Annotated in this window: 14 protein-coding genes and 1 pseudogene; 9 read left to right on the top strand and 6 right to left on the bottom strand. The window is 55.3% G+C overall.

The annotated features are described in order from the left end of the window. Positions 1 to 91: 91 nt before the first annotated feature. Positions 92 to 556 (top strand): hypothetical protein, encoded by a 465-nt coding sequence (locus tag K227x_RS27055; RefSeq protein ID WP_145175396.1) that lies wholly within the window; start codon positions 92 to 94, stop codon positions 554 to 556. A 786-nt stretch (positions 557 to 1,342) separates the two neighbouring features. On the opposite strand, the gene K227x_RS27060 is transcribed toward K227x_RS27055, so the two are convergent. Beyond that, positions 1,343 to 1,747, bottom strand: a complete 405-nt coding sequence (locus tag K227x_RS27060; RefSeq protein WP_145175399.1) for a helix-turn-helix domain-containing protein — start codon at positions 1,745 to 1,747, stop codon at positions 1,343 to 1,345. Positions 1,748 to 1,873: 126 nt separating this feature from the next. Between K227x_RS27060 and K227x_RS27065 the strand changes: the two genes are divergently transcribed. The 4 genes and pseudogenes from K227x_RS27065 to K227x_RS31640 form a co-directional block, all read left to right on the top strand. Beyond that, positions 1,874 to 4,966 (top strand): DNA primase, encoded by a 3,093-nt coding sequence (locus K227x_RS27065; protein WP_145175402.1) that lies wholly within the window; start codon positions 1,874 to 1,876, stop codon positions 4,964 to 4,966. Positions 4,967 to 5,091: 125 nt separating this feature from the next. Next, complete coding sequence (gene xerC / locus K227x_RS27070) at positions 5,092 to 6,129, top strand: site-specific tyrosine recombinase XerC (protein ID WP_218933575.1); 1,038 nt, start codon at positions 5,092 to 5,094, stop codon at positions 6,127 to 6,129. Positions 6,130 to 7,082: 953 nt separating this feature from the next. After that, on the top strand, positions 7,083 to 8,309 hold the full coding sequence (locus K227x_RS27075) for a hypothetical protein (protein ID WP_145175405.1): 1,227 nt from the start codon (positions 7,083 to 7,085) through the stop codon (positions 8,307 to 8,309). A gap of 164 nt (positions 8,310 to 8,473) precedes the next feature. After that, positions 8,474 to 8,587 (top strand): annotated as a pseudogene (locus tag K227x_RS31640) (helix-turn-helix domain-containing protein); the annotation flags it as partial. Positions 8,588 to 8,696: 109 nt separating this feature from the next. Here K227x_RS31640 and K227x_RS27085 read toward each other — a convergent pair. The 3 genes from K227x_RS27085 to tnpA all read right to left on the bottom strand — a co-directional run bounded on the left by K227x_RS27085 (position 8,697) and on the right by tnpA (position 11,289). After that, positions 8,697 to 10,463 carry an IS66 family transposase gene (locus tag K227x_RS27085; RefSeq protein WP_145167544.1) on the bottom strand — a complete coding sequence of 589 codons (1,767 nt, stop codon included), beginning with the start codon at positions 10,461 to 10,463 and terminating at the stop codon, positions 8,697 to 8,699. A 152-nt stretch (positions 10,464 to 10,615) separates the two neighbouring features. Further along, positions 10,616 to 10,966: an IS66 family insertion sequence element accessory protein TnpB gene (tnpB, locus tag K227x_RS27090; RefSeq protein WP_145167546.1), complete on the bottom strand. Its 351-nt coding sequence runs from the start codon at positions 10,964 to 10,966 to the stop codon at positions 10,616 to 10,618. After that, positions 10,963 to 11,289 (bottom strand): IS66 family insertion sequence element accessory protein TnpA, encoded by a 327-nt coding sequence (gene tnpA / locus K227x_RS27095; RefSeq protein WP_145167548.1) that lies wholly within the window; start codon positions 11,287 to 11,289, stop codon positions 10,963 to 10,965. The genes tnpB and tnpA overlap by 4 nt, the downstream gene beginning before the upstream one ends. A 321-nt stretch (positions 11,290 to 11,610) precedes the next feature. Here tnpA and K227x_RS27100 point away from each other — a divergent pair, with 321 nt between their 5' ends. From K227x_RS27100 to tnpC, 3 genes are all read left to right on the top strand, one after another. Next, on the top strand, positions 11,611 to 12,132 hold the full coding sequence (locus tag K227x_RS27100) for an IS30 family transposase (protein ID WP_145175410.1): 522 nt from the start codon (positions 11,611 to 11,613) through the stop codon (positions 12,130 to 12,132). 492 nt (positions 12,133 to 12,624) lie between these two features. Beyond that, positions 12,625 to 17,952, top strand: coding sequence for a PQQ-dependent sugar dehydrogenase (locus K227x_RS27105; RefSeq protein ID WP_218933576.1), 5,328 nt, complete (start codon positions 12,625 to 12,627; stop codon positions 17,950 to 17,952). Positions 17,953 to 18,122: 170 nt separating this feature from the next. Further along, positions 18,123 to 19,532, top strand: coding sequence for an IS66 family transposase (gene tnpC, locus K227x_RS27110; protein WP_145175416.1), 1,410 nt, complete (start codon positions 18,123 to 18,125; stop codon positions 19,530 to 19,532). Between the two features lie 348 nt (positions 19,533 to 19,880). On the opposite strand, the gene K227x_RS27115 is transcribed toward tnpC, so the two are convergent. After that, positions 19,881 to 20,978 carry a PDDEXK nuclease domain-containing protein gene (locus K227x_RS27115; RefSeq protein ID WP_145175419.1) on the bottom strand — a complete coding sequence of 366 codons (1,098 nt, stop codon included), beginning with the start codon at positions 20,976 to 20,978 and terminating at the stop codon, positions 19,881 to 19,883. 228 nt (positions 20,979 to 21,206) lie between these two features. Next, on the bottom strand, positions 21,207 to 21,476 hold the full coding sequence (locus K227x_RS27120; RefSeq protein ID WP_145175422.1) for a hypothetical protein: 270 nt from the start codon (positions 21,474 to 21,476) through the stop codon (positions 21,207 to 21,209). 259 nt (positions 21,477 to 21,735) lie between these two features. On the opposite strand from K227x_RS27120, the gene mobF reads away from it, so the two are divergent. Then, a complete protein-coding gene (gene mobF, locus K227x_RS27125; RefSeq protein ID WP_145175425.1) occupies positions 21,736 to 24,618 on the top strand; it encodes a MobF family relaxase in 2,883 nt (960 codons plus the stop codon).

Genomic DNA, 24,618 nt, shown 5'->3' on the forward strand with positions numbered 1-24,618 from the left:
GGCATTTCGTGCACCACGAATCGGATGAAATGCACGGCAGAATCCAGTTGAATGAGTGGTGATATCGCTACCCATTCATGGAGACCCTGCCGTGCTCAAAAAGCTTACCCAGTCCGATGCCCAACTGCAAAGCAAGATCCGCTCAGCCTCGCAGCTTGTTGACGAATTTCTCTCTCCCAATCCCCACGTCTTGCGAGTCTGCGATGAACTTGGCTACGAGTTCCGTGATCGAGTTTTTAATCCAATGATCACCGTTTGGATGTTTGTCACGCAGGTCATCTCTGCGGATAAGAGTTGCCAGAAGGCCGTTGCCCGTTTGAATGCTTTCCGCATTGCCAAAGGGCTATCCAAAGTCAGCAGCGAAACCACGTCGTACTGCAAAGCACGATGCCGGCTTCCCGAAGTTCTCTTTGAACGACTGCTTCGCTGGACCGCCTCGTGCTGCGAAGAAGCAACCAGTGATACTTGGCTATTTCGCGATCGCGTCGTCGAGATGGTCGACGGTTGGACGGTCACGATGGCCGGAGAAATCAAATGGGTCAGGTCTCTTTGCTGAGTAATCCACGCGATGCACCGGAGTGAAACGATGTTGGAACAGGCCGCCGCAAGGCGGCCTTTCTCATTGGCGGGCAGGATGCCCGCCGGTTCTTCGGCGGGATGCCGACCACGCGCAACGACCGCGCAAGCTTCGAGCGCACTGGAGCGAAGCGACAGCGACGACAGGAAGTCGTCGCAATCTTCGGCACGATGCCGCCACGCTGGGCGTAGAGCGCACTCGCCGAAGGCACGGCGCCCCGGATGGTCGCCGCATGAACCAGCCCGGTGGCATGGATGCCGCCCGGCGAAGGCGGCATGGAGCGAGGAACGAGCGGGGCGCCTTCGCCGGGTCGTAGCGACCAAACGTAGGGAAGGCGCAGTGACGAGGGACGAGGAACGGAGACCGCACCGGAGTGCCCGAGCGGAGACCGGGCGCCCGAGAGCGAAGCCGACGCGCAGCCATGGATGGCGAAGTGTCGGCGCAGCGAACCGAGGCAGGATGCCGATAAAGACGGGAGGCAGGATGCCGTACACCGCTCAGTGAACACCGTAGCGAACGGGCCGGCCGCTCAAAGGCCGGGCAGGTGAGCGGTGGGCAACCGAACGACATGCAAGGCGGCGGCGGAGCGACGAGCGACAGCGAAGTAAGTGCAGTCCGTTCCGCGAAATGCCCGTAACCCAACCGACAGGCTCCGCGCACCGACCGCGCACCGGCGCTCCGAACGATCCTCCACCGCCAGAAATCGTGGCAGCACGAAAACGTTAACCACCGATGCGGCTCCCAAGCCGCCCGCACCGCGAGCGATCACGACGCCTTTTTCGTTCGTGACAGCGAGTTGATTAACCGAGTGACGGCGCGTCGATCGTGTTCGGGCAACTTACTGAACTGCTGAAACTTCTTCCAAAGCTTCTTGGTCTCCTCGTCCATCTCCTGCGCGTTCTTCTTGACGGCTTCCAATCCAAGAAGTTCATCGGCTGAAACACCGATCGCGGCGGCGAAGTCGGCCAGCAATTCTGACGGAATGCGTCGTTCGCCGTTCTCGTACCGGCTCATCATCGACTGAGTTAAACCTAGCTTCTCACAAAGCTCGTTCTGGCTAATGCCTTGACTCTTGCGCATCGACGCCAATCGTCGTGCAATCCGGCGCGTCTTGTCGGTCGGTTCTCTGCGGTTCTCGTCGGCCACGGTGGTGATCTGCTGAGTGGTCATGAATCGAAAACCTTAAATCTGAATATTGATCAAGTTGACAGCTACCCTGAGTATGCCCTATGGCCATAGTTAAATGACAGTCGGAATGTCCAGAATACTTACCGCCAACTCCCGAGGCACTCTCAGATGGCACGATTCGACGATGAAACGCTTGCGAAAATCAAATCCGAAACCGACATCGTGGCTCTGATCGAGAGCTACGGGACGAAGCTCAAGCCGCGCGGCGCCAGCGGTGAACTGATCGGGCTGTGTCCGATCCATGACGACAAGTCGCCGTCACTGGTCGTCAATCGAAACAAGAACGTGTGGAACTGTCTGGGCGCGTGCGGACGCGGCGGCGACGTGATCGAGTTCGTGATGGCGGCCGAGAAGACCAGCTTCCGCCACGCCGTCGAACTCTTAGACGAAGGGAAAGTCGGCGCGATGGCCGCGCAAGGAACCAAAGCGGCCAACACTCGCCGTCTGTCTTCTCCCATCGCCCAAACCGCCGAAGGGGCAGCGCTGCTCGCGGACGTTGCGGCGTATTATCACGAACGATTGAAGGAATCACCCGACGCGCTCGACTACTTGCGAAAACGTTGCATCGAAAACGCCGAAGCGATCGAGCATTTTAAAATCGGGTTCAGCGATCGGACGTTGGGGCTGCGGCTGCCGACCAATCGCACCAAAGCCGGTAAGGACATGCGGTCACGTCTGGAAGAAGTCGGCGTGTTGAAAGCAAGCGGCCACGAGTTGATGCGCGGCTGCATCACGTTCCCGATCTTCGCCGCCGACGATCACGAGCGCGCGGGAGTCGGTGAAATCTATGGTCGACGGATCGACAACGCAGCCAAGTCCAAACACTTCTACTTGCCTGGACCGCATCAAGGCGTCTTCAACGCCGAGGCGCTCACAGCCAGTGATGAAATCATCTTGTGCGAATCACCGATCGATGCGGTCACGTTCTGGGCTGCCGGATATCGAAACGTGACGGCGTGTTTCGGAACTAATGGTTTTACTGATGATCTTCGCAAAGCATTTCGATCGCACGACATCAAACGCATTCTGATCGCCTTCGACAGCGACGAGGCCGGCAACAACGGCGCCGAGCGGATCGGCAAAGAACTGATCGACGAAGGATATGAAGTCTTTCGCATCCGCTTCCCGCGCGAGATGGATGCCAACAGCTACGCCGCTACGGCGGCCAAGTCCGGTGGCGGTGAAAGCAATCTTCACAACTGGATGGGCTTGGTGATCCGCAACGCCGACTGGATCGGCAAAGGCGCCGCGCCGGTGATGACCACACCGGTTCCCGACTTCTTGGCGGATGCCCGCAAACAGATCGCGGCGAAGCGAGCCGAGGAGGAAGCGGCTAAAGAAAAAACGGTGGCTGTTGACGACGGGCAAAGCAAATCCGAGCCCCAGCCTTCTTCTTTAGCTGCCGATCGCGCGTGCGAACCGGCCAAGCCTGTGGCGGCGGAGCCGCCTGCGGCTTCGCCCGTTCCCGCGATGCAGGAGCCACAAACGCTCGACGCCGAGATCACGCAAACCGGTATCGTGATGACGATCGGCAACCGGGTTTATCGTGTTCGCGGCCTGGACCGGAACACGTCGATCGACTCGATGAAACTCAACGTGATGGTTCGCCGTGAAGACGCGGAGCGGTTCTTCGTCGATACGCTGGATCTGTACGCCGCTCGGGTTCGCAACACGTTCACGAAAGAGGCGGCGACCGAGCTGGGCTTCGATGTCGACGTGATTAAACGCGATCTAGGACGCGTCTTGATGACGCTCGAAACCATCCAAGAAAACAAGCTCGGCGAGCTGGAGCCCAAAGACAAACCCATTGAAATCGACGAGGCTGACAGGGCGGCCGCGATGGAACTGCTTCGCGATCCAAAGCTCGTTGACCGAGTGTTAGCTGACTTCGACGCCTGTGGTGTCGTGGGCGAAGAAAACAACAAGCTTGTCGGTTACTTGGCCGCGACCAGTCGCAAGTTAAAAGCACCGCTGGCGGTGCTGATTCAATCCTCGTCCGCAGCGGGCAAGTCATCGTTGATGGAGGCGGTGCTGGCGTTCATGCCGCCCGAAGAAACGATTAAGTATTCGGCAATGACCGGGCAAAGTCTGTTCTACATGGGCGAAACCAACCTCAAGCATCGCATCTTGGCGATCGCCGAAGAGCAAGGCGTCGAGCAAGCCGCTTACGCGCTGAAGCTGTTGCAAAGCGAAGGGCAACTCAACATCGCGTCGACCGGCAAAGACCCTGGTACCGGTCGGATGGAAACACAAGAGTATCACGTCGAAGGCCCGGTGATGATCTTTCTCACAACGACCAGCGACCAAACCGACCCAGAACTAAAGAATCGTTGTGTGACGCTGGGTGTCTGTGAACACGCACAACACACCGAAGCGATCCACCGTCAACAGCGAGCACGGCGCACGCTTGGCGGTCGCCAAGTCGGGCACGAGCGCCAGGCGATTCGTTCGCTACATCAAAACGCGCAGCGCTGCCTGCGTCCGTTAACGGTCGTCAATAACTACGCTACGCAACTGACCTTCCGCAGCGACAAGACCAAGAGCCGCCGCGCCCACGATCATTACTTGACGCTGATTGAATCGGTCACGCTGCTGCACCAATACCAAAGAACAGAAGGCACGTTCACCAATGAAGCGGACGAGCCATGCACGTTCATTGAAACAACGCTCCAAGACATCGAACTGGCCAACCGGCTAGCTGATCACTTTCTAGAACGCTCGTTCGCCGAGCTTCCTGAACGCACGCAAATCCTGCTGGAACAACTCATCGTTGGGCTTCGCAATCTCTGCGAGTTCCAAGGCATCGACTTATGGGAACAACGCTTCTCGCGCAAGGACGTTCGTCGCTGGAGTACGTTCGGCGACACGCAGTTGAAAGAACACCTGGCCCGCCTCGTCGATTACGAATACCTCCGCGTTGAAGCGGGCGGCGGGAAGGGTCGCGTGATGGAATACACGTTGTCTTACGATCCCGACCACGATCAAACCACCTCGATCCACTCCGGCCTGATCGATGTGAAGCAACTGCGAAGCCCCGACAACCCACCTTCGACCCCCGACAACTCAGCCGAGAAGTCGGCAGAAGTCGGGGAGAAAACGGGAGAAGTCGCCCCGGACGAAAATGGATCGACTCGGCAAACGCCGCCACTTCCGCCAAGTAGTCGGGAAAACGACGAAAACGAACAAGCGGACGCCGCTTAGCTCGACAAATCGTAACCGCACTCAATCGTAAATCACTCACGGCTTCTGGTCCTTGGCAAAGGATCCGAAGCCGCTGTCGTTACTACCCGTCGCTTGTGTCTCTCTCCGCTTCCTTCCAAGGTGAAATGATGTCTCGTAAACGCAACCGAAAACCTGTTCCGCCCGTCGATGAAATCAAGTTCGGCTTCCAGCACTTCATCAACGTTCACATCGATGACCTTCGCGCCCGCAACTACTCCGAACTCACCATCGACAACCGCTCGAAGTACATCCGGCGGTTCGCGCTGTGGTGCATCGCTCGTGGGATCACGCAGCCCAACGAGATCACCAAACCGATCCTTGAACGGTTCCAACGTCACCTCTACCAGCACCGCACCGAGCAGGACAAACCGCTGTCGTTCCGATCGCAATACACGCATCTCTCCAGCCTGCGTGCGTGGTTCAAATGGCTGGCCCGTAAAAACTACTTGCTGTTCAATCCCGCCAGTGAACTTGATCTACCCAAGCTGGGCCATCGTCTTCCCAAAGCCGTTTTAACCGCGGGCGAGGCCGAGCAAGTCTTAGCCCAACCCAACATCGCCGAACCGCTTGGCATCCGCGACAGGGCCATCTTGGAAACGTTCTACAGCACCGGCATCCGTCGCGGCGAACTGGCGAACCTTCGCATCGACGACATCGACAGCGAGCGACGAACGATCATGATTCGAGAAGGCAAAGGCAAGCGAGACCGAATCATCCCGATCGGAAAACGAGCGTTGTCATGGATCACGGTCTACATCGAATCGGCGCGCGGCGAACTGCTCTGCAATCAAGCCGAACCGACGCTGTTCTTGACCAACGAAGGCGGGCCGATCAATCCCGACAGCCTTACCGAATACGTCCGCCGCTACATCGACCAAAGCGAAATCGGCAAACGTGGTTCATGTCACCTGTTCCGTCACACGATGGCCACGCTGATGCTCGAACACGGGGCCGACATCCGGTACATCCAAGCCATGCTCGGCCACGCAAAGTTAACGACGACTGAAATCTACACTCAAGTCAGCATCCGAAAGCTGCGTCAAATCCACGAGCTGACGCACCCGGCGGACCACGACCGAGAAGAACCAGACCCCGACGACTTGAAGGCCAACAGCGGCGACGACAACGACGCGGACGACTGAAATCAAAGCGCCCACGCCCGCGCCATCGCGCTCAACTTCTTCTCTTTAGCTGCTTTTAGCTGCTCGTTCCGCACTCGAACGGGCAGCTAAAGAAAAAACTTCTTGGGCTTCGTTCTCGCCCCCACCGTCGCGCCGCCGGTTACAATCGAGCTTGTGAAAACCGCATCTACGATCCGCCGCCGCACCTTCAAAAACCGCACTCGCGCACGCGCGAGGTGTTCAGGCGTCAACACGCGCCGAGCTTGCATCGAAACCACCGCAAAACGCACCACAAAACTGACTTGCATTTACGACGATCGCCGACGATTGGAGTCTTGCTCCAGAGACCCCATCGGGTACTTCGATGAGCTAGCAAGTCTGTATCTTTTTTGCAAACTGAATCCCGCGAGGTATGTCGACTGGTCTGGCAATTCGCCGCAACTCCCAGGCAAGGGGCTGAACGCCAATTCAAAGTGTGGCGAGAAGTTTGCGTGGAAGTCACCGAACTTGGATTTGGATAGCTACAGTGAGAAGCTCAAAAAGTTCCTGAACTGCATAGCTGGTTCTGACCCAGCCGACTTTAAGAAATTCAGGGATAAGGTTAAGACGTGCATGGGGACGTCTGGTCTCGGTGATATCGTTGACAAAGGCAGCGCTGCTGTAGATGCAATGTCGCACATGATTTGCTGCGAAATTGGCCAGAAGAACAAGACTCCTGGCCACGGCGATCCATGTTCATACGGGACTGAAGGAGGCTCTCCACCAGGGAAACCTCCGCGCAGACCGTGTTGGAAGCCCACAGATCCGGGCCGTCCACCACAGTTTTGCGGAGAATGTTGTAATTTTCGAGCATGCGTTCAAGGCATTAACAAAGTACTATCGAAGTCTTGGAAAGACTGGTTGGATCCTGGAACTGCACGGGATCACGGAATCTGCCGCGCAAAATGCAACGAAAATGGAAATGGCTAAGTCCTATGAACAGATCAGCCTATCTAGCTGTCAGCAGCTTGCTTGTGTTTTCATGTGTATCAATCAATGCTCAGGACACCACAATACGAAAATCGCATGGACCGCTTTCGTCGGAACTTGCGGAGTCGTGGCTTAATAGCTCTGTATCCCACGGGCTAACTGAATCGCAAATTTCGTCATTCGTCGATAGTGCCACAGGCAATGCGATTCAACGATGTGAACTGTTTTCTATTATTCTGCCGGCGGTAACTGCTGATGAAGTCTTTTTAGGAGAGTTCTCGGATGAGTCTCCCGAAAGTAGTGCTTGTTCGAGAGACGCGCTGGATAGTAACATAGCGTCGTTGAAAGACCTCGCTCTCAAGCTATCCAAGTTAAAGGCGGTCACCTCAGAACTACGGACCGCGTCGCTCCACTTCAGTCGCAGGTCGAGTTCCGAAGCAGCGCTGTGTAGCTTGTTGGCTGCGGCATTTCTCGAATCACTTGTTCGAGAGAACGAGAATACGGCAGATGTCCAGGCGCTGTTCGAGTGTGTTGCAGGATTCGACAACGTTCCGGAGAGAACTCTTCAATTGTTAATGCAATTAAGGACGACCGCATATATTCGGGATGCAGCCGGCAAGAGCGTTCCACAACTTGCGATGGTTCCGCGAGATATTGTGTCTGCAATCGCGACTGGGATCAGTCGAGGAAAACATAAAACCCACTCAATTCCGAAATGGTGCTTTGTTCCGCCGGGTGATCCAGAATTGTTTTATGAACTTGCGATGGTGGTTGACGATAGCAACATTGATATCACTCGCAGTATTGAGCTGCGACCGAGCCAAAGGGACATTTTCAATGCTTTTCGAAAAGGCGAAGCAAAGTCATTTAGCAGAAAACTGAGAAGTGATTTGTTTCGAGTCGCTTTCAATGATGCTCTGATTGCGTTTGGCGAAGGAGACAATGCCGATTCGCTGCTGTCGGCTTCAATGGACCTCGGTCTCAAAGCACTTGGTTCGGACGACTTGGAGTTGGCTTCGCGTGCAATGGTTTTCTTTGCCGACTTTTCACGTGTCGCGGAAAATCAGAATGTCAACTTGAGCCTACCTCCTGGCTTTGACCAAATTCGGAAAACTGCTAAACCGATTTTTGCCGAACGTGTTTCCGTTTTTGGAGTAGATATTGTTAATGAATACGCTTTGTGTCAGAAGTTGCATGTTTTGTGTCTAGAGGCGATGGCGAGTCAAGAATAAAACCGATCAAAGGGGAAGGGGGTAGATCCCTGTGAATTCAAATCCGAAACGCAATTTTGACGGAAATGCAAATTTCGGTTACCCACGTGACTTGAGAAAGGTGAACTGAGCAAGAAGGATGTTTGGAATCTAACCGCCAAGCAGCCTCAACCTGCTCAGTCACCATGTCTCATCTTAGCATCGAAGAACGTATTGTCATCTCTGGATTACATCGCAAGGGCTATTCGCAGAAAGATATTGCTCGAGAGATTGAGCGGAACCCATCGGTCGTCTGTCGTGAACTTCAACGCGATCGAAATCTAGGCGGCGGGTATAACGCGATGCTCGCGCACCGAAAGGCGGTTCACCGTAACCGTACACCAGCACCAGTTGGGCGCTTGGGGTTGGTTACTTTTTGCGGGTTCGGCGGCGGGCGCGGCGAGTTTTCTTGCGGTCGGCGGCTTGGCGACGTTCGTCGTCGCGGTATTGCCGGATCGATTCGGGATGTTCTGCCTTCCAGGCATGGGGCGTCATTGATTGCCAGTCGGTTTCGCCGGATAGCGCACGCCGCAGGACATCATCCAAGTACGCTCGCACGTCCAAGTTGTTGCGGATCGCGCTCCCGATGATTGTCATTAAGTTTGCAGCCCGTTCGCCCGCGGCCACCGAGCCTTTGAACATCCAGTTCTTGCGACCCGTCGCCACCCGCTTCATCAACTGCTCGCAGTCGTTGTTGTCCAGCGGGATCGATACATCTTCGGTAAAACGATGGAGTGCCTCCCAGTGCCGACGGACGTAGGCCGCCGCCATCCCAAGGTTGCTCTTGGGAAGCACCTTCGGTGACTGCATCGCTTCACTGGAAAGATAGGCTTCGATCTGATCCAGAACATGACGTGACAGGCTTTGGCGTCGCGAAAGTTGCTCCGGCGCAGTAAGGTGTTTGCATTGATCCTCCACGTCGTAAAGATTTCCAATCAACGACTCAAGTTTCGCCACTTGGATCGGGAACGCACTGCGGCACTCGTCGATCTTGCGACGCGCATGTGCCCAGCACGCTGCGAAAGTGATTCGCGAGTCGCTTCGTATTTGGATCTTCTGAAATCCCGACCAACAGTCGCCAATCAGGTTACCTTCAAAGTCACTCAGCACGTCGTCCGGACCATCACGGTGACGGCTAACCGTGAAGTCGAAAGCGACAACCGGAAGCCGTGAAGCGTAGTAGCCCCAGAAGTTCGCTTTGATGCTTGGCTTGCCTGTGGTCATCGCCTTCTCGAGGACCTCGGTGATACGTTTACCGCGCGGGTGATCCGATAAGTCCGGCATCGCGGCGGGCGTAATCAACAGCACGCCGGTGTCATCACAGCCAACGGTGGGATCTTGTTTCAGAATGCTCTGCAAGTGCTCGGCGAGCGGACGCAGGGCGAACTCGACGGCCGTTTCGATGTTCTGCAGTGTGCTGCGACTGGGCGTCCAGCCGCTGGCCCCGAACATGTCTTGTTGACGATAGAACGGCAGGTGATAGAAGTACTTCCAGGCCACCACCTCGACACCGATCGAGGCGTCGAAGCGATCCCATTCGACGAGGCCCGTGGGCCGCTCGGGGCTGACGATGCCTTGCGCTTTGTCGGTTGGGTGGACGTATTTGGCATACTTGGTTAGTCGGACTTTGAGATCCGCGGGAACCCACTCCAGCGTTTCAACTTCGTCATAGCCGATCAGGGTCAAGCCTTCGCGTTTTCCTTCGGGCACATCGACGATGCGTTCATAGCGCGGCAAATGTTCGGGGAACTTGCGGTCGCCGGTTGCGGAGCGATTTCGTCGTCGCTTCTTCTTGTCTTCTTCGGCATCGTCAACAATTTGTCGAGCGTCGCAGATCGCTTCTTCGAGTGCGCTGATGACTTCGGGCGTGGGCTCTTCGCCCAAGTCGAAATGCAGCTGGCCGTCACAGTCGATGCGTCGCTCACTCTTGCGACCAAAAAGTTGCTTGAGAAGTTTCTCGATCGTCAGGTTCAGCTCGATGTTCTTCTCGTCGAGTTTGTCACGGTCGGACTTAAGTTCTAAGACGCTGTGGGCTTGTTCCTCAATCAGCTTGTCTTTCAACTCCAGTGCGACGGCTTGTTTTTGAATCAACGCATGAGCAGCATCGAGGTCGGCGGGGAGTGGTTTGGGATCCATGATGGCGACATTATAAAGTTCGCCACCAAAAGCGCAAGTGCGTCCCCACGAAAGTCCAAAAGAAAACCGGCCCCGCGAGAATGTTCTCACGAAGCCGGTTGATGCGAAGTGGAACTGATTGATGCGAAGTGGAACTGGCCGGCCAGACGGCCCTACGCCACCATTCGCTTGCGTCTTGTCTTGGCCGATTTCAGTGAGACGCCTGCGATCCACATGGCCAGTTCGACCGAATCGATCGTGACGTGCGTTTGATCACAGGGAGGCGTTGGCAGCTCGACGGTGCCTTGCTCGAGTCGCCTGTACCACAAGGTCAATCCACCAGTCTCCCACCAGAGGGCTTTGATGCGGTCTCGCTTTCGATTGACAAACAGAAACAGCGAACCGTCGGTGACGCTCTTGCCCAACGAGGTGGTGACGATTCCGGTCAGACCATCAAAGCCTTTTCGAAAGTCGACCGGCTCGGTGCACAGATAGATCGGCATGCCATCAGGCAATCCGATCATGGTTGATCCTTGCGCAGTGGATTCGGCTGAGAATCAGTTGGCACTTCGATACGAATGCGGATGCCACCGGGAAGTTCAATCGTCGCGTTCGCGAGATTGGCTGCGGGAGCGGGGCGATCCGGTGTGGCTTGAAACGAGACGGGCACAAACTTGGCCACGACGGGGACTTTCGGATCCCGCGTCGACCGCAGCTTGCGTTTCCAGTTGTAGAAAGACGGCTGCGAAACACCTTCGGCGGAACAGAATTGAGCGACCGTCATCTGAGCTTGCTCAAATCGTTGCAGACGCTCCGTCCAAAGCTTCGCGGTTTCGGCTCGATTCATAGGGTTCTCCATTGGGAAGCAAGGTAAACCCAATAGCCTAAAACCTGCGCCTACAATGGTTTTGGTGTACGGTTACGGTTCACCGACGATCCCAGCCCACCTCTCCTCTCAAGATGGACCGTCCCGAAGTGTTCGGAGCCGTGGCCCAAATGCTAGAGGAGACATTGTCACCCGAGCAGATCAGTGGAGTCCTGAAGGGCAATGGTGGTGCTGTCAGAATCAGTCATCAGACAATCTACAAGTACGTGTGGACATTGCCCAAAGATCACCCTCACCGACGGGCTTTAAGGCGTCGGGGAAGGCGCCCACGCAGGGCGAAACCTGGCTTTATCAACAAGGCCATCAAGAACCGGGTCTCCATTCACACAGCGTCCCAAAGTTGCCAACCATCGCAAGCGGTGCGGTGACTGGGAGCTCGACCTGATGACCTGCGCAAAGCTGAGTAGTTATCTGATCACGGCTGTCGACAGGAGGTCTCGGTACACACTGATCAGAAGGGTTCGCAACAAGCAAAGCGGAAGGGTGATGGAAGGTATCCTGAAGATGTTCGAGGACATCGACCCGTCGATCATCAAGACGATGACGTTCGACAATGGAAACGAGTTCTATTACCACCGCATGCTGACAGAGCAACTGGGAGTGAAAGTATACTTTGCAGACCCGTACAAGAGTGGCCAACGAGGAACCAACGAAAACACGAACGGATTGATTCGACAGTTCTTTCCAAAGACCATGACCTATGCAATGATAAACCCTCAAGCGGTGCGTCGCGTACAGGACCTACTTAACGACCGTCCACGAAAAACTCACGGATACAAGCCTCCTTCTGCATTCATCGGATGACACACGAAAATTGCGTTTCGGATTTGAATTCACAGTTTCTGGTTTACTAGCCGATGCGCCGGAGTTAAACGACGCTCGACGAGGCCGCCGCAAGTCGGCCTTTCTCATTGGCGGGCAGACGGCCCGTCACACTCTTCGGCTGGATGCAGCCATGTGCATCGTTTCGAGCGGGCGTGAGCTCGAGCGTTAGCGAATGGCGAACGAGCGCAGCGACAGAAAGGGAATCCTGGAATTGCCCACGACCATCTTGACTTCCCGTGCTCGAGTTCAGACTGCTTGCCTCGCCTGAGCCGTTTCGGTTCTTTCGGTTGGTGTATGATGGCAATCGCGAAGAATGCTCGCCAACACGATTGCTGCCGGTTCTTCTGTTAACGACTTATTAGTCAATGAAACGCAAAGAGTGCTGGCGGCGAACTACTGCATTTCCTGAGTCCAACGGCAGACGGTATGCAAGGCGGCCCTCCCGAGAAACCAATAACAGAAGCATACCTGATGCCACTTCGTATCCTTGGCTTTGTTGCATTGTGTTTGGCAGTCACTACCATCGCAATGGTCGTTTTTCCCCGCACGCCAGTGCGAGCTCCTTACGTCATTGGTAAAGACGGGCAGATTGTGGTTCAAGCGGAGCAATACCATGCCAAAACGGCGGCCAACGGCAACGAGTGGATCGAGGCGCCGACAAATTCAGTGCTACCGAATGGAGTAAATTTCGAAAACGCTTCGGGCAGCGGAAACAAGAAACGGTTCATGCAATTGCAGTCGAGTAATGGATCGTTTCCTGCGACATACCGCGGCACAGGGTCGGGCGCTTCGATGGACTATGAGATCCATTTTGAGATCCCTGGCATCTACCGACTGTACTTGCGTTGGGACGGATACGATGGTGCATCGGACTCGATTTATGCTGGATTCGTAGAACTCGCGGATGGCGTCGGCGGTGAAAACGCTGATTGGTACGAGGACAGCGGGCATGTCGCTTCCGACTTCGAACAGTCAAGCTGGGATGGTCTTGGCGAGGCAGAGGTCGATGCTGCCGTTGCTTCTCAAAATGCCATGAAGTTCACGATCCCATCCAGCGGGACCTACACGCTACGAATTGTGGGGCGAGAAAATGGAGTTAGCTTGGATGCGCTCCGCATACAATTAGCGTCGCTCGGCGATCCAAATTCGCTGTCCGCGAACGGTGAGAATATCGTCATTGGCAAGGAAGACTTTAGTTACAACGATGGCCCTATTGCGGATCAATCGGGTGGCCTGAACTGGGACTTCAACAATTCGGTCCGAAGCGATAGCCTCAACGGATCTAACCAGAGACCGTCAAAATGGGAGGCGGTAGAGGGTGTATCATGGATCGCCACAAACCAGCTCAACACACAGGAATCGGCCGTCATTCGCGCATATGGCTTCCCCGACGACGGCATTGCATCTGTGAACCAAGGTAGCAGCACTCGTTGGAAATCAGTTTATTACCGCGTCTCTCTGACCCGCGCCTCGGGTGCTACATGGTGTGGAATCAGTTCCTGCGATTCAATGAAAAAACGAGTTTTCTTTGGTGTCCCGTCAGACCCAGACCCAGCTTCTGGCGTACGAGCCTTCGCCGTTTCAACGCTCGACACGAATTACTCAGCCATCGTCGCGGAGGACGATAAGAGCCATACGTTGGTCACGAAAGTCGACTTTGCGAATGATGTCGTTTGCCTCTGGGTTGATCCCGATCTCTCGCAGCCTGAGCCTAAACCAGATGCCGCCTGGCCGTACCTTGGTGAGGATTCGAGTTCCGCTGTCAGCCTGAGTTCTGGGGGTAGCGCGCCGACGAGTTGGGATGATCTGTGTGTCGGCACAAGTTGGAGTGCGATCCAGCGAGCGTTCCCACAGAGAACTCCGGCTTCCAATCCAGATGTTGTGATTGCCAATGAGAATTTCGACTATCGGGGTGGCACCATCAGTGGCCTGAACGGCGGAGTGGGATGGGATTTTGACAATGAGAATGGCGATGGCTTCGTGGGACACACCCAGCAGGTTTCAGCATGGAGCAATGTGTATGGCAAGCCGTTTCTCTTCTCGGGTCGTCTCGGCACAGAGCACTCTAGTGCCAAACGCGGATATGGAAGCTCAAACGATGACTGTCTATTCAGCAGCAATCCATCATCAGCATTTCAAACGCTCTATTACCGGTTCGAGATGCAGCGCACTGGCGCAAATATCACCTGGAGCGGCATGAGCGTTTATGATGACGATACTGAGCGGTTCTTAGTCGGCGTACCGTTCGCAGCCAACTCCAGCAGTGGTCAGCGTGAGCTTGGAATTCACGATCTCGGCAACAATACTTACTCCTACTCTGGCATTGAACCGGAGCCTGACAAAAAGTTCCAAATCGTTGCCAAGGTAAACTTCGCTACGAACCTGGTTTCCATGTTCGTAAATCCCGATTTCACTCAAGAAGAACCGACAAAGCCGTCGGCCAGGTTGGCTATCGCTGACTTGAAAAGTAACGCAATCAGATTCGGTTCGGACAGCGACGAAGCTACTTATTGGGACAGAGTCGTCGTCGCGACGAGCTGGAAATCGCTGCAGAGCGTTTCCTATCCTGTCAGTTTGCCTACCGAGGGCTTGGATCTGACTATTGGCAGCGAAAAATTTGACTATCTCGACGGATCGATTGGCACTCAAGAAGGCGGTCAGCACTGGGACTTCCAAAATACTAAATCATCTGAATTCTCCAACGACTTTTCGGACTGGGATGTGTCGTTTGGGTCACCTACCGTCGAAGGCGGCATCCTACGCACTCGGGAAGCCGGCGCACTGCGGCAGTTCAACGGTGTGGAATCGGAGGGCGCGATCAATGCTAGTGAAAAAACATCATTCCAGAAAGTCTACGTTCGCTTTGACATGACGCGTTCCGCGGGTGCATCCTGGAGCGGCATGTCCTTGTTCGACTTTGAGAATGAACGTCTTCTATTTGGTGTCCCCACTGCAAAAAACCCCGCGTCGAACGCATTCGAGTTCGCAGTCCTTGACACATCAGCAGGTCACACCTACTCAGGCGTCAGACCCACCGATGGCGAGAGCTGCACCATCGTCGCAAAGCTTGATTATGTTGCCGACACGCTTTCGATGTGGATTGAACCGGACATGAGTCTACCGGAAGACTCCAATACTCCTGCAATCGTTCGATCTTTCGCGGGTGACTACTGGACTACTGCGCTACGCCTTGGATCTGGCGGTCCAGGTCCGGTCGACTGGGATAACTTGGCGGTAGGTACGTCTTGGCGTGGCATCCAGAATGCGATTGGCCCATTACAGGCAATGGCCGATTCGATCACCATGCGACACTCGGAAAAGGTTCGCCTGGATGTTCTACAAAATGACGTTGGCGCTGGCACAATTGAAATCGTTGATCCACCAGCAAACGGCGATGCTTCCATCGACTCCCAAGGACGCGTCAGCTATCATCACATTAACGGCACCCCTGCCAATGATTCTCTCACCTACCGCCTGGTCGGCGTCGATGGCGAAAAATCTGCGGCCAGTACTGTCACATTTGATTTTGCACCGGATCAGCGGATTCAGAACGTTACATCCATTGTTCCGCTTCTGCCACCGGCCACCGAAATGGCTGTCATTGACGCGATTCCTGGTGTGAAATTCGCATCCCCGACTTGCTTCGCCTTCGTTCCAGATACGAACAAGCTCGTGGTGGGAGAGCGCGGTGGCAAGATTTGGATGGTCCCGAGCGTCATCCCGACTGGGGCCTCTAGGCAACTTTTTCTTGATCTAGCCATGATCGTCAATTCCCGAGCCGGAGAGGAGTTTACGGACGACGGCAACGAACTTTGCCTTAAAAGCATCGCCTTTCATCCGGACTTCACAACCAACCGACAGTTCTTTGTCGCTTACTGCTTGAAGGTCAACGGCCAGCCTCATGTAAGAATCTCTCGATTCACCGCGAGAGACGAAAACGTTGACTTCGCTGATCCGACCAGCGAACAGCCCTTGATTTCACAGTTTAATCCTTCGCCAATACATAACCTCAATTCTTGTCGCTTCGGACCAGACGGATACTTTTATTTTAGCAGCGGCGATGCTGGAGGTCTCGGTGACGATAATGATAACGCTCAACATATCGACAAGGATTTCTGGGCGGGCATCTTCCGTATTGATGTCGATCGACTACCGACTAATCTCGAACCAAACGCGCATCCGTCCATAGCCCTCGATCAAGATCACCATGCGTTTTTCAAGGTCCCTGTCGACAACCCATTCGTCGACGCTGCGACCTTCAACGGCCTGCCTCTGTCTGGCAATGTCCGCACCGAATTCCAGGCCGTTGGCTTCCGCAATCCTTGGCAGTTTAGTTTTGACCCCAACCCGCCTCATCAAGTTTGGGTCGCGGACGTCGGCCTCCACGGCTGGGAAGAAATCGATCTTGTCGATGCTGGCGGCAACTACGGCTGGCCTTATCTAGAGGGCAGGAGTGCGGGCGTCAAGCCAAATCCGCCCGCCGGGTTGCGCCCTTCCGCCCCAATTTGGACTTATCTCCACGGCAACAACGCTCTGGAGGGCAACAGTGTTACCGGCGGTTTGGTCTATCGCGGCAACAACTACAATCGTCTCGGTGACAAGTACATTTTCGCTGATTTCGGGCGAGGCCACATCTGGGCACTCAGCAGGAACGGCGATCATCCACCGACCGTCGAGCGAATTACGGGCCAGTCCGGAATCGTCGCGTTCACTCTTGACCCGAATAGCGGCGACATTCTGTTGCTCGACTATCTAGCAGGGAGGGTTCGCCGCTTAATTTCTCAAACTGTCGACACGGTATTCCCAGTCAAGCTAAGCGATACTGGCCTATTCGCGGACCTTGGCGACCTAAGCGTCAACCCAGGGATTGAACGCTACGATATCAACCTGCCATTTTGGAGCGACTTCGCTCACAAAACCCGTTGGTTTATGCTGCCCAACGAGACCGACACCTTTGGTTATGCCGAAAATGGAGCTTGGTCTGCGCCGACTGGCGCTTTGTGGATTAAGCATTTCGCCATTGATCAAACACGAGGAGACGCCAGCACTGAAAAGCGTCTTGAAACTCGCCTCCTGGTCCGTACCAGTGACGGTGTTTATGGTGTCAGCTATCGTTGGAATGACGACGAAAGCGACGCTTACCTCGTGAGTGATCAAGGTGCTAACTTTGATTTGATGATTGATGTGGATGGCAGTTACACTCCACAGCACTGGCGAATCCCCAGTCGTTCGGAGTGCCTTACGTGCCACACCAGTCAAGCCGGGTACTCGCTGAGTTTCGAGACCCGACAACTCAATCGTTCGGGAATTCTAGGTAATGAGGAGGGGAACTACATTCAGCTCCTCGCTGATACCGGTTACCTCAGCGTACCTGCCGGCCCTGTCGAATTCGACAACCTTCCGATCTACGTCACGCCGACCGACGCGTCTTCGACGCTGGAGGCTCGTGCTCGATCATGGCTAGCTGTGAATTGTGCTTACTGTCACCAAGCCGGCGGCACGGGGCGGGCCAAATTCGACCTTCGGGCCCAGCTCTCACTTGCTGCCACCGACATCATCAATGGCGACTTAAATATTGTGCATGACCCAGCCGACCGAGCGATCGTACCTGGCGATATCCCCCATAGCGCCATTCTGCGTCGTATTGCCGGGACCAGTGGCTTCACTCGCATGCCTCCACTCGCCACGAGCGTAGTGGATGCGAGCGGGATTCAGTGCATCTCCGACTGGATCAATCAGGGTGCCGATCTACCGAGCAGCGCCCAATCAAAAAGCCTGGACGAAATGTTGCCCCAATAATTCTTACGTCGTGCTTGCTGGCACAGCCGGAAACCCACCTCTCGTCCGTACCCTCAACGCAGTTTGCACCTGGACCGTAGCGACCAAACGATAGGAAGAAACATTGTAACTGTTCACGGGTTTGAAATTGATGTTCGTGGAATCGGCGATGCTGGATAGAATCGGCGGCCATGAGCACGGGAAATGGATGTCCGGACTGCGAACGTTGGGAGCGACGCTTCACCGACTTGGAGCGGAAGTTTGAAGCCCTTGCCAAGCAGCTCGACGAAGTGGCGGCCAAGCTGGCGGCTGCGACCAAAAACTCCTCCAATAGCTCCAAGCCGCCATCTTCGGACATTGTCAAACCGATCCGGCCTCGAGAGCCTGCCGGCAAACGCAAGAAAGGCGGCCAGAAAGGTCATCAGCGGACGATCCGACCGGCGGTGCCCGAAGACGAACTGGACTGGTTGGCCCAGTATGCCTTTGAGCAATGCCCATGTTGTGGCGGACCGGTGACGACCGATTCCGAGAATCCGGTCTCCATCGTGCAGCAGATCGAAATTGTCAGCCGCTCCGAAACAACCGAACACCGATCGCTCGCCAGCCACTGTGCCGCTTGTGACAAAACGCATGTTTGCACAATCCCACCGGAGATCCGCAGAGCCGGACTCTGCGGCGTCGAACTCTCCAGCATCATCGGCTTCCTCAAAGGTGCCTGCCACGCCTCGCTGGCAACCATCCGAAAGTACCTTCGCGACGTCTACGACTTGAAGCTTTCTCGTGGCCTGCTGGCCAAAGTCATAGCAAAAGTCAGTCAGGCCATCGCGCCGCTTTACGAGGATCTGTTTGGCAAGCTGAAAGCCGAGCGAATCCTGAACATCGACGAGACCGGGCACCGTGACAGCGGAAAGCGAATGTGGACATGGTGCTTTCGTGGTTCTGGCTTCACCGTGTTTAGGATCGACCCGTCTCGCGGCAGTGGGGTACTGCTCGATGTACTGGGCGAAGAATTCAACGGAATCATCGGCTGCGATTACTTCAGTGCGTATCACAAGTATCGGGGCCTGACCGATTGCAGTATCCAGTTCTGCTTCGCCCATTTGATTCGGGAGTTGCGTTTTCTCAAAGAACATTCGACGGGCCGCACCCACGGTTGGTCGAGTCGGCTGCTCGATGCGATTCGGGACATGTTCGGTGTCATTCACCGGCGTGACGAGTTGGGTGGTCGCTTCGACGGAGAACTGGAGGATGCGGCGATGGAGGTGCTCACGCGGGCTCGGCTTCGCGTTCCAGGTGACAAGAAGGCTCACAACCTTTCGGCTCGGTTCGCTAATGATGGTGAAAGCTACCTGAAGTTTCTTACGACGCCGGGTCTGGAGCCAACCAACAACATTGCAGAACAGGCCATTCGTTTCGTGGTGATCGATCGCAAGGTGACCCAGGGCAGCAAAAGCGAAGGCGGGCAACGATGGCTCGAACGCATTTGGACAGTCATGGCGACGTGTTCGGATCATGACAAATCACTACTGAATGTCCTGCGGAGCTCCCTCAATCACTTCTTTCGCGGTGAGCGTCCACCGCCGCTGCTTCCCGTCGGCTAGAATCGATCGTCTTTCCAAGTCAGCTGTCTCAACGTTCGCGCCAAGCCGTGAACAGTTACGAAACATTGAGGCCGGGCCACGAGCGAACCGAAGCAAGCCGTAACAGGAGCTGGTAATAAACGAGATGCCGTCTTCTACTCAGTCGCTGCGCGATCGGCTCCATCAACCTACAAGTGAATGACGCGGATCTAAGGTCAAGCGACGCATCATTTTTCATAATCTATATTATCACACAACGTTACGTGAAATATAAGCATGCCCTTCTCGCCAACTTTTTCATGAGTTTTGGCGGCTCATCGCACGAACGTGCCCACGGGGCCGAAATGGACCACTTCTCTGAACTGCCAGTCATTCACCATCCGTTTCCCCAAACTCCGCTTCGATCTGCTCGATCGTCGGTAGTGATGAACGCAGGTCATCGGGTAGGTGTTCCGTGATCTGATACTCGCTGACGCCAATCGGCTTGGTGATGTTGCGGAGCGAATACTCGACTTTGATGTCGCTCTTGCTCTTGCAAATCAGAATGCCGAGCGTTGGAGCGTCCGCATCGGTGCGGATCTGGCTGTCGACAGCAGAAATGTAGAAATTGAGTTTGCCCGCGAACTCAGGCTTAAATTTATCGACTTTCAACTCGATGACGATGTAGCAGTGCAATCGGACGTGATAGAACAGCAGGTCAATGCTGTAGTCATCGCCGTCGACGTTGATTTTGTATTGACGCCCGACAAACGCAAAGCCAGCGCCGAGTTCGAGCAGAAATTTGGTTAAGTGGTCGATCAAACCGTCTTCGAGTTCCCGTTCGTTGTGCCGCTGGGTCAGTGTGAGGAAGTCGAAGTTGTAGGGATCACGTAGCAGTTGGCGGGCGAAGTCGCTTTCAGGCTGCGGTAAGGTCGCGTCGAAGTTGTCGATCGCTTTTCCTTCACGCAGGTGCAAGCCAGATTCGATCTGGTGCGTCAACACTGCTCGGGACCAGTTGTTCTCGATCGTCTTTTTCACGTAGAACAGCGCGTCGGCGCGGTCGTCGAGTTTGTCCAGAAGGACCAAATTGTGGCCCCACGGAATTTGTGAAACAGCCCGTATCGCGGAAAGCGGCAATTGTGCAGCAAGCTGTTGCACTTTTTCCGAGCCGGGTGCAGCAACCTGCTGCACTTTCTCGCCTCCCCCCTGCCAGAAGCGAACCCACTTTCGCATGTAGAAGAGGTTTCGCCGCGAAAACCCCTTCAACGCAGGGAATTCGGCGGTGAGATCTTTACTCATCTGCTTCAGGACTCCATCGCCCCATTTGGCAGTCTGCTGCTTTGCGACGATCTGCTCACCAATGAACCAGTACAGATCCATCATCGCATGGTTCACAGCGACTGCGGCTTTGATCTGGGATGCCTGAACCTGGCTCTTGATCGAAACAATCCAATCGCGGTAATCGTCGTTTGAAGTTAGATCATTCATTTGACTTCTATTTTCGTCGTTCGCGTTTTGGCCATGCGGGTTCGCATCCTGCCTAATTGCAGTGTCGATTTGGTTTAACGCATTCACTTTCGAAACTCAATCATTCTTCACCGCGTTTTGCCGGCCAGTCAATGAATCTCTCCGCACGATGGTGCGGTTGCAAGCAATCTATAGCGAACTTGCTCCAACCGGAGAGCTCTCAACGGCGCCACGTCAGGACCTTCGGAATCAACTCGTGCCGGGTTCAGGTTTGGGACGCTGGGCTTCGGCTTGCTGTTGTTCATGGATCCAAGTGTTGGCTTGGTCAGCGAGCTTGGACAGGTTCAGCAAGTCATCACGTCCGTAATTGTGACTGCGTTTCCATTCGTTGCCGTCTTTGTAGCTCCGGTCGAACGTGGCATTGTAGCTGACGTGGCCATCTTCGCTGACGTTGCGAAAAACCGCCGCTGCGATCGTGCTCAGGCGGAGCCGGTGAACAGGTTTGTTTTCGTTAGACATATCGATTCCTTTCGTTGTCATTGGTTCAGACCCTGGTAGCACGACGGCTTCTCGAATCAAAGCACAATCGACACGATCCATGAGCACCAGTGGTCGCGTCATGGCTGTGGACGAATCGGTTCTTTGCGTTCCGGATGACTTGCCATGAACGGCGCAGTCGTGTCAGGGTTGAACGGTCCAAAGCAGTGCTTAGGGGACAAGCCTATCTAAATATTTTGTTTCAATTTGCCCTCTTCTGGGTTCAGCCATATCGTTTCACATGCTCATCGCGACCCAAGGCAAATCCGTTTCAAGTACCGTTCAATACTTCGATCAAGTGTTGACCCAGGGTGACTACTACCTCGGCCAGGAAGTGAACGGTCAATGGCACGGCAAAGGTGCAGATGCACTCGGGCTCGGACGGGGTACGGATGTCACCAAACAGCAATTCAGCGACCTCCTCCAAGGCAAACATCCGATCGATGGCACGGCGCTGGCACAACGTAACCGCAGCGACCGACGCCCTGGGATGGACCTGACGTTCTCGGTGCCCAAGAGCGTGTCATTGGCCTGGGCAATCAACGAGGATGAGCGTGTCGTCGACGCGCTTCGCGCCGCCGTCCATGAAACCATGACACGGGACGTTGAACCACTGATGCAACGCCGCGTTCGCGGTGGCAAGCACGCGAATTCCGAGCAGAAGACGACGACCGGCAAGCTGATCTATGCCGACTTCCTGCACAAAACTTCCAGGCCGGTAAAAGGCGAAGCCGATCCGCACCTGCACATTCATGCCTTCGTCATCAATTGGACGCAGGATAAAGGCCGCCACTACGCGGGCCAAATGGAAGAGATCGTTCGCCAGCGACCAAGTTTGCAGGCAAAATTTGAGTCTCGGCTGGCCAGAAAGCTACAGAATGACCTCGGCTATGCGGTTCGGCGAACACGATTCGCGCAGTCTGGACGCACCAAGGCTGGTTGGGAGATCGTGGGCATCGATCGCTCCACGATCGAAAAGTTCAGCCGCCGCACCGCTCAGGTCGAAAAGCACGCATTGGAAAAGGGCGTCTCAAACGCGACCGAGAAAAGCAAGCTTGGCAAATTGACGCGTGAGAAGAAAGACAAGGGCGCCACCGTCGAGACGCTGAGAGACCGCTGGCAACAGCGGTTGACGCCAGCGGAGCGAAAAGCGTTCGCTGCCCTGCGTGGTGGCAAAGCTCGCAGTAATGGCGAACCCGAACAAACGCGAGCCAATGCGTCAGTGAAGCATTCCCTGGATCACCATCTTTACCGCCAGTCGACGGTCGAGCGTCACCAGGTCGTTGGCACCGCATTGGAACACGGCCTGACGCTCACGCCTGAACAAATTGAGCAAGCGGTCGACCGAGCTGGCTTGATTGAGCGATCGACTGATGAGAATGGAGCCAAACGCCACCGTGTGACGACCAAAGAAGTGCTCGCCGCCGAGAAGAAGATGATCGACTTTGCTCGCGATGGCAGGGGAACGCGGAAAGCGATCGGCAAAGACGCCCATTCATTCAAGCGGGAATGGCTGAACGACCAGCAACGATCCGCGGTTACGCATGTGATCGAGTCCCGCGACACGGTCATGGCGGTTACCGGTGGCGCTGGTACGGGAAAGTCGTCGCTGATGCAGGAAGCTGCCGAAGCGATTCGCGGCAATGGGAAGCAGGTCTTTGCGTTTGCTCCCAGCACCGGTGCGAAGGAGGTGCTTCAAACGAAAGGCTTCGACAACGCACAGACGGTCGAGCACTTGATCCGAAATACGGATTTGCATTCGAAGGTCGAGAACCAGGTTCTTTGGATCGACGAAGCTGGATTGATGGACGTTCGTTCGATGAACGCCGTATTCAAGATTGCCGAGGAACGAAATGCTCGCGTTGTGCTTTCCGGTGACACCCGGCAACACGCATCGCCCCGTCGCGGGGAAGCGATGCGGTTGCTCGAAAAGGAATCCGGTCTAAACGTCGCCCGCGTTGAAGCGATCCAGCGACAGAAAGGGCAATACAAAGCCGCCGTTGAAATGATTAGCCACGGCCATGCGGTGATCGATCCACAAACCGGAAAGACCGGTTTGCTGGCGGGGTTCGACCGACTTGACGCGATGGGAAAGATTAAGGAGATCAGTCACGACGAACGACACCAGAAGCTGGCCGAGGCCTACCTATCGGCCGAGAGCAGCGGAAAGTCCACGCTGATCGTAGCACCAACCCACGCGGAGGCGCGGGCGGTCACGGACGAGATTCGTGGTTCGCTCCGCAGCGAAGGAAAGCTGGCAACCGAAGAGCAAACGATCACGCAGCTACGATCCCAGAACTTGACCGACGCAGAGAAGGGCGAAGCCCTCACCTACTCCGCCCACGTCGGATCGATTGTGCAGTTCCATCAGAACGCCAAGGGTGGCTTCAAAAAGGGCGAACGCTTCCGTGTCGCGGGGGCAATTGGAGACGAGGTTCGGGTTGAGTCGCTTGATGATGGCAGCGCGAAGAATTTGCCACTTGATGCGACGGAACGTTTCGACGTTTACAGCCAACGTGACGTTTCGATGGCTGCAGGCGACAAGATTCGATTCACCGCTGGCGGAACAGCCCAGGACGGCAAGAAACGGATCAGTAACGGGCGCCTCGACGAACTGAAAGGATTCGACCGCAACGGCAATCTGATCCTGAAAGGCGGCACGGTCGTCGACCAATCCTATGGTCACGTTGACTTCGGATACGTCGTTACCAGCCACGCCAGCCAGGGCAAAGATCGTCACATCGCAATCGCCGCAATGGGGTCGGAGTCTCTGCCCGCAATCAACGCGAAACAGTTTTACGTGACGGTTTCTCGCGGTAGCGAAGATGTCGCAATCTACGTTGACGACAAGGCAAAGGTCCGGCGTGCCATCGCGAGAAGCGGTGAACAGCTCTCCGCGACCGAGATGATTCGGTCAGATACCCAGGAACAAACGCGGCCTGAGCTACGTGATCGCATGCACGAGTACTTCCACCAAGGGCGGCGGGCCGTCCAATCGTTTCAAGATCGCTTATCGACCTGGTGGAACGATCAATCGAAAAATCGCGAAACGAACCAGGTTGGACCTGGCACCGGTCTTCGCGGTGGTTTTGGTATGACCCCTGATTTGGGAAGGAGCAGATAA

This window comes from Rubripirellula lacrimiformis (genome assembly GCF_007741535.1).
In the GTDB taxonomy this organism is placed as follows: domain Bacteria; phylum Planctomycetota; class Planctomycetia; order Pirellulales; family Pirellulaceae; genus Rubripirellula; species Rubripirellula lacrimiformis.

Bases quoted from the DNA above. Each gene is read 5' to 3' on its own strand.
- K227x_RS27085 (WP_145167544.1), bottom strand. From the start codon at position 10,463: ATGGATCCCAAACCACTCCCCGCCGACCTCGATGCTGCTCATGCGTTG.
- xerC (WP_218933575.1), top strand. From the start codon at position 5,092: ATGATGTCTCGTAAACGCAACCGAAAACCTGTTCCGCCCGTCGATGAA.
- tnpB (WP_145167546.1), bottom strand. From the start codon at position 10,966: ATGATCGGATTGCCTGATGGCATGCCGATCTATCTGTGCACCGAGCCG.
- tnpC (WP_145175416.1), top strand. From the start codon at position 18,123: ATGAGCACGGGAAATGGATGTCCGGACTGCGAACGTTGGGAGCGACGC.
- K227x_RS27075 (WP_145175405.1), top strand. From the start codon at position 7,083: ATGAACAGATCAGCCTATCTAGCTGTCAGCAGCTTGCTTGTGTTTTCA.
- K227x_RS27120 (WP_145175422.1), bottom strand. From the start codon at position 21,476: ATGTCTAACGAAAACAAACCTGTTCACCGGCTCCGCCTGAGCACGATC.
- K227x_RS27060 (WP_145175399.1), bottom strand. From the start codon at position 1,747: ATGACCACTCAGCAGATCACCACCGTGGCCGACGAGAACCGCAGAGAA.
- mobF (WP_145175425.1), top strand. From the start codon at position 21,736: ATGCTCATCGCGACCCAAGGCAAATCCGTTTCAAGTACCGTTCAATAC.
- K227x_RS27105 (WP_218933576.1), top strand. From the start codon at position 12,625: ATGCCACTTCGTATCCTTGGCTTTGTTGCATTGTGTTTGGCAGTCACT.
- K227x_RS27065 (WP_145175402.1), top strand. From the start codon at position 1,874: ATGGCACGATTCGACGATGAAACGCTTGCGAAAATCAAATCCGAAACC.
- K227x_RS27115 (WP_145175419.1), bottom strand. From the start codon at position 20,978: ATGAATGATCTAACTTCAAACGACGATTACCGCGATTGGATTGTTTCG.
- tnpA (WP_145167548.1), bottom strand. From the start codon at position 11,289: ATGAATCGAGCCGAAACCGCGAAGCTTTGGACGGAGCGTCTGCAACGA.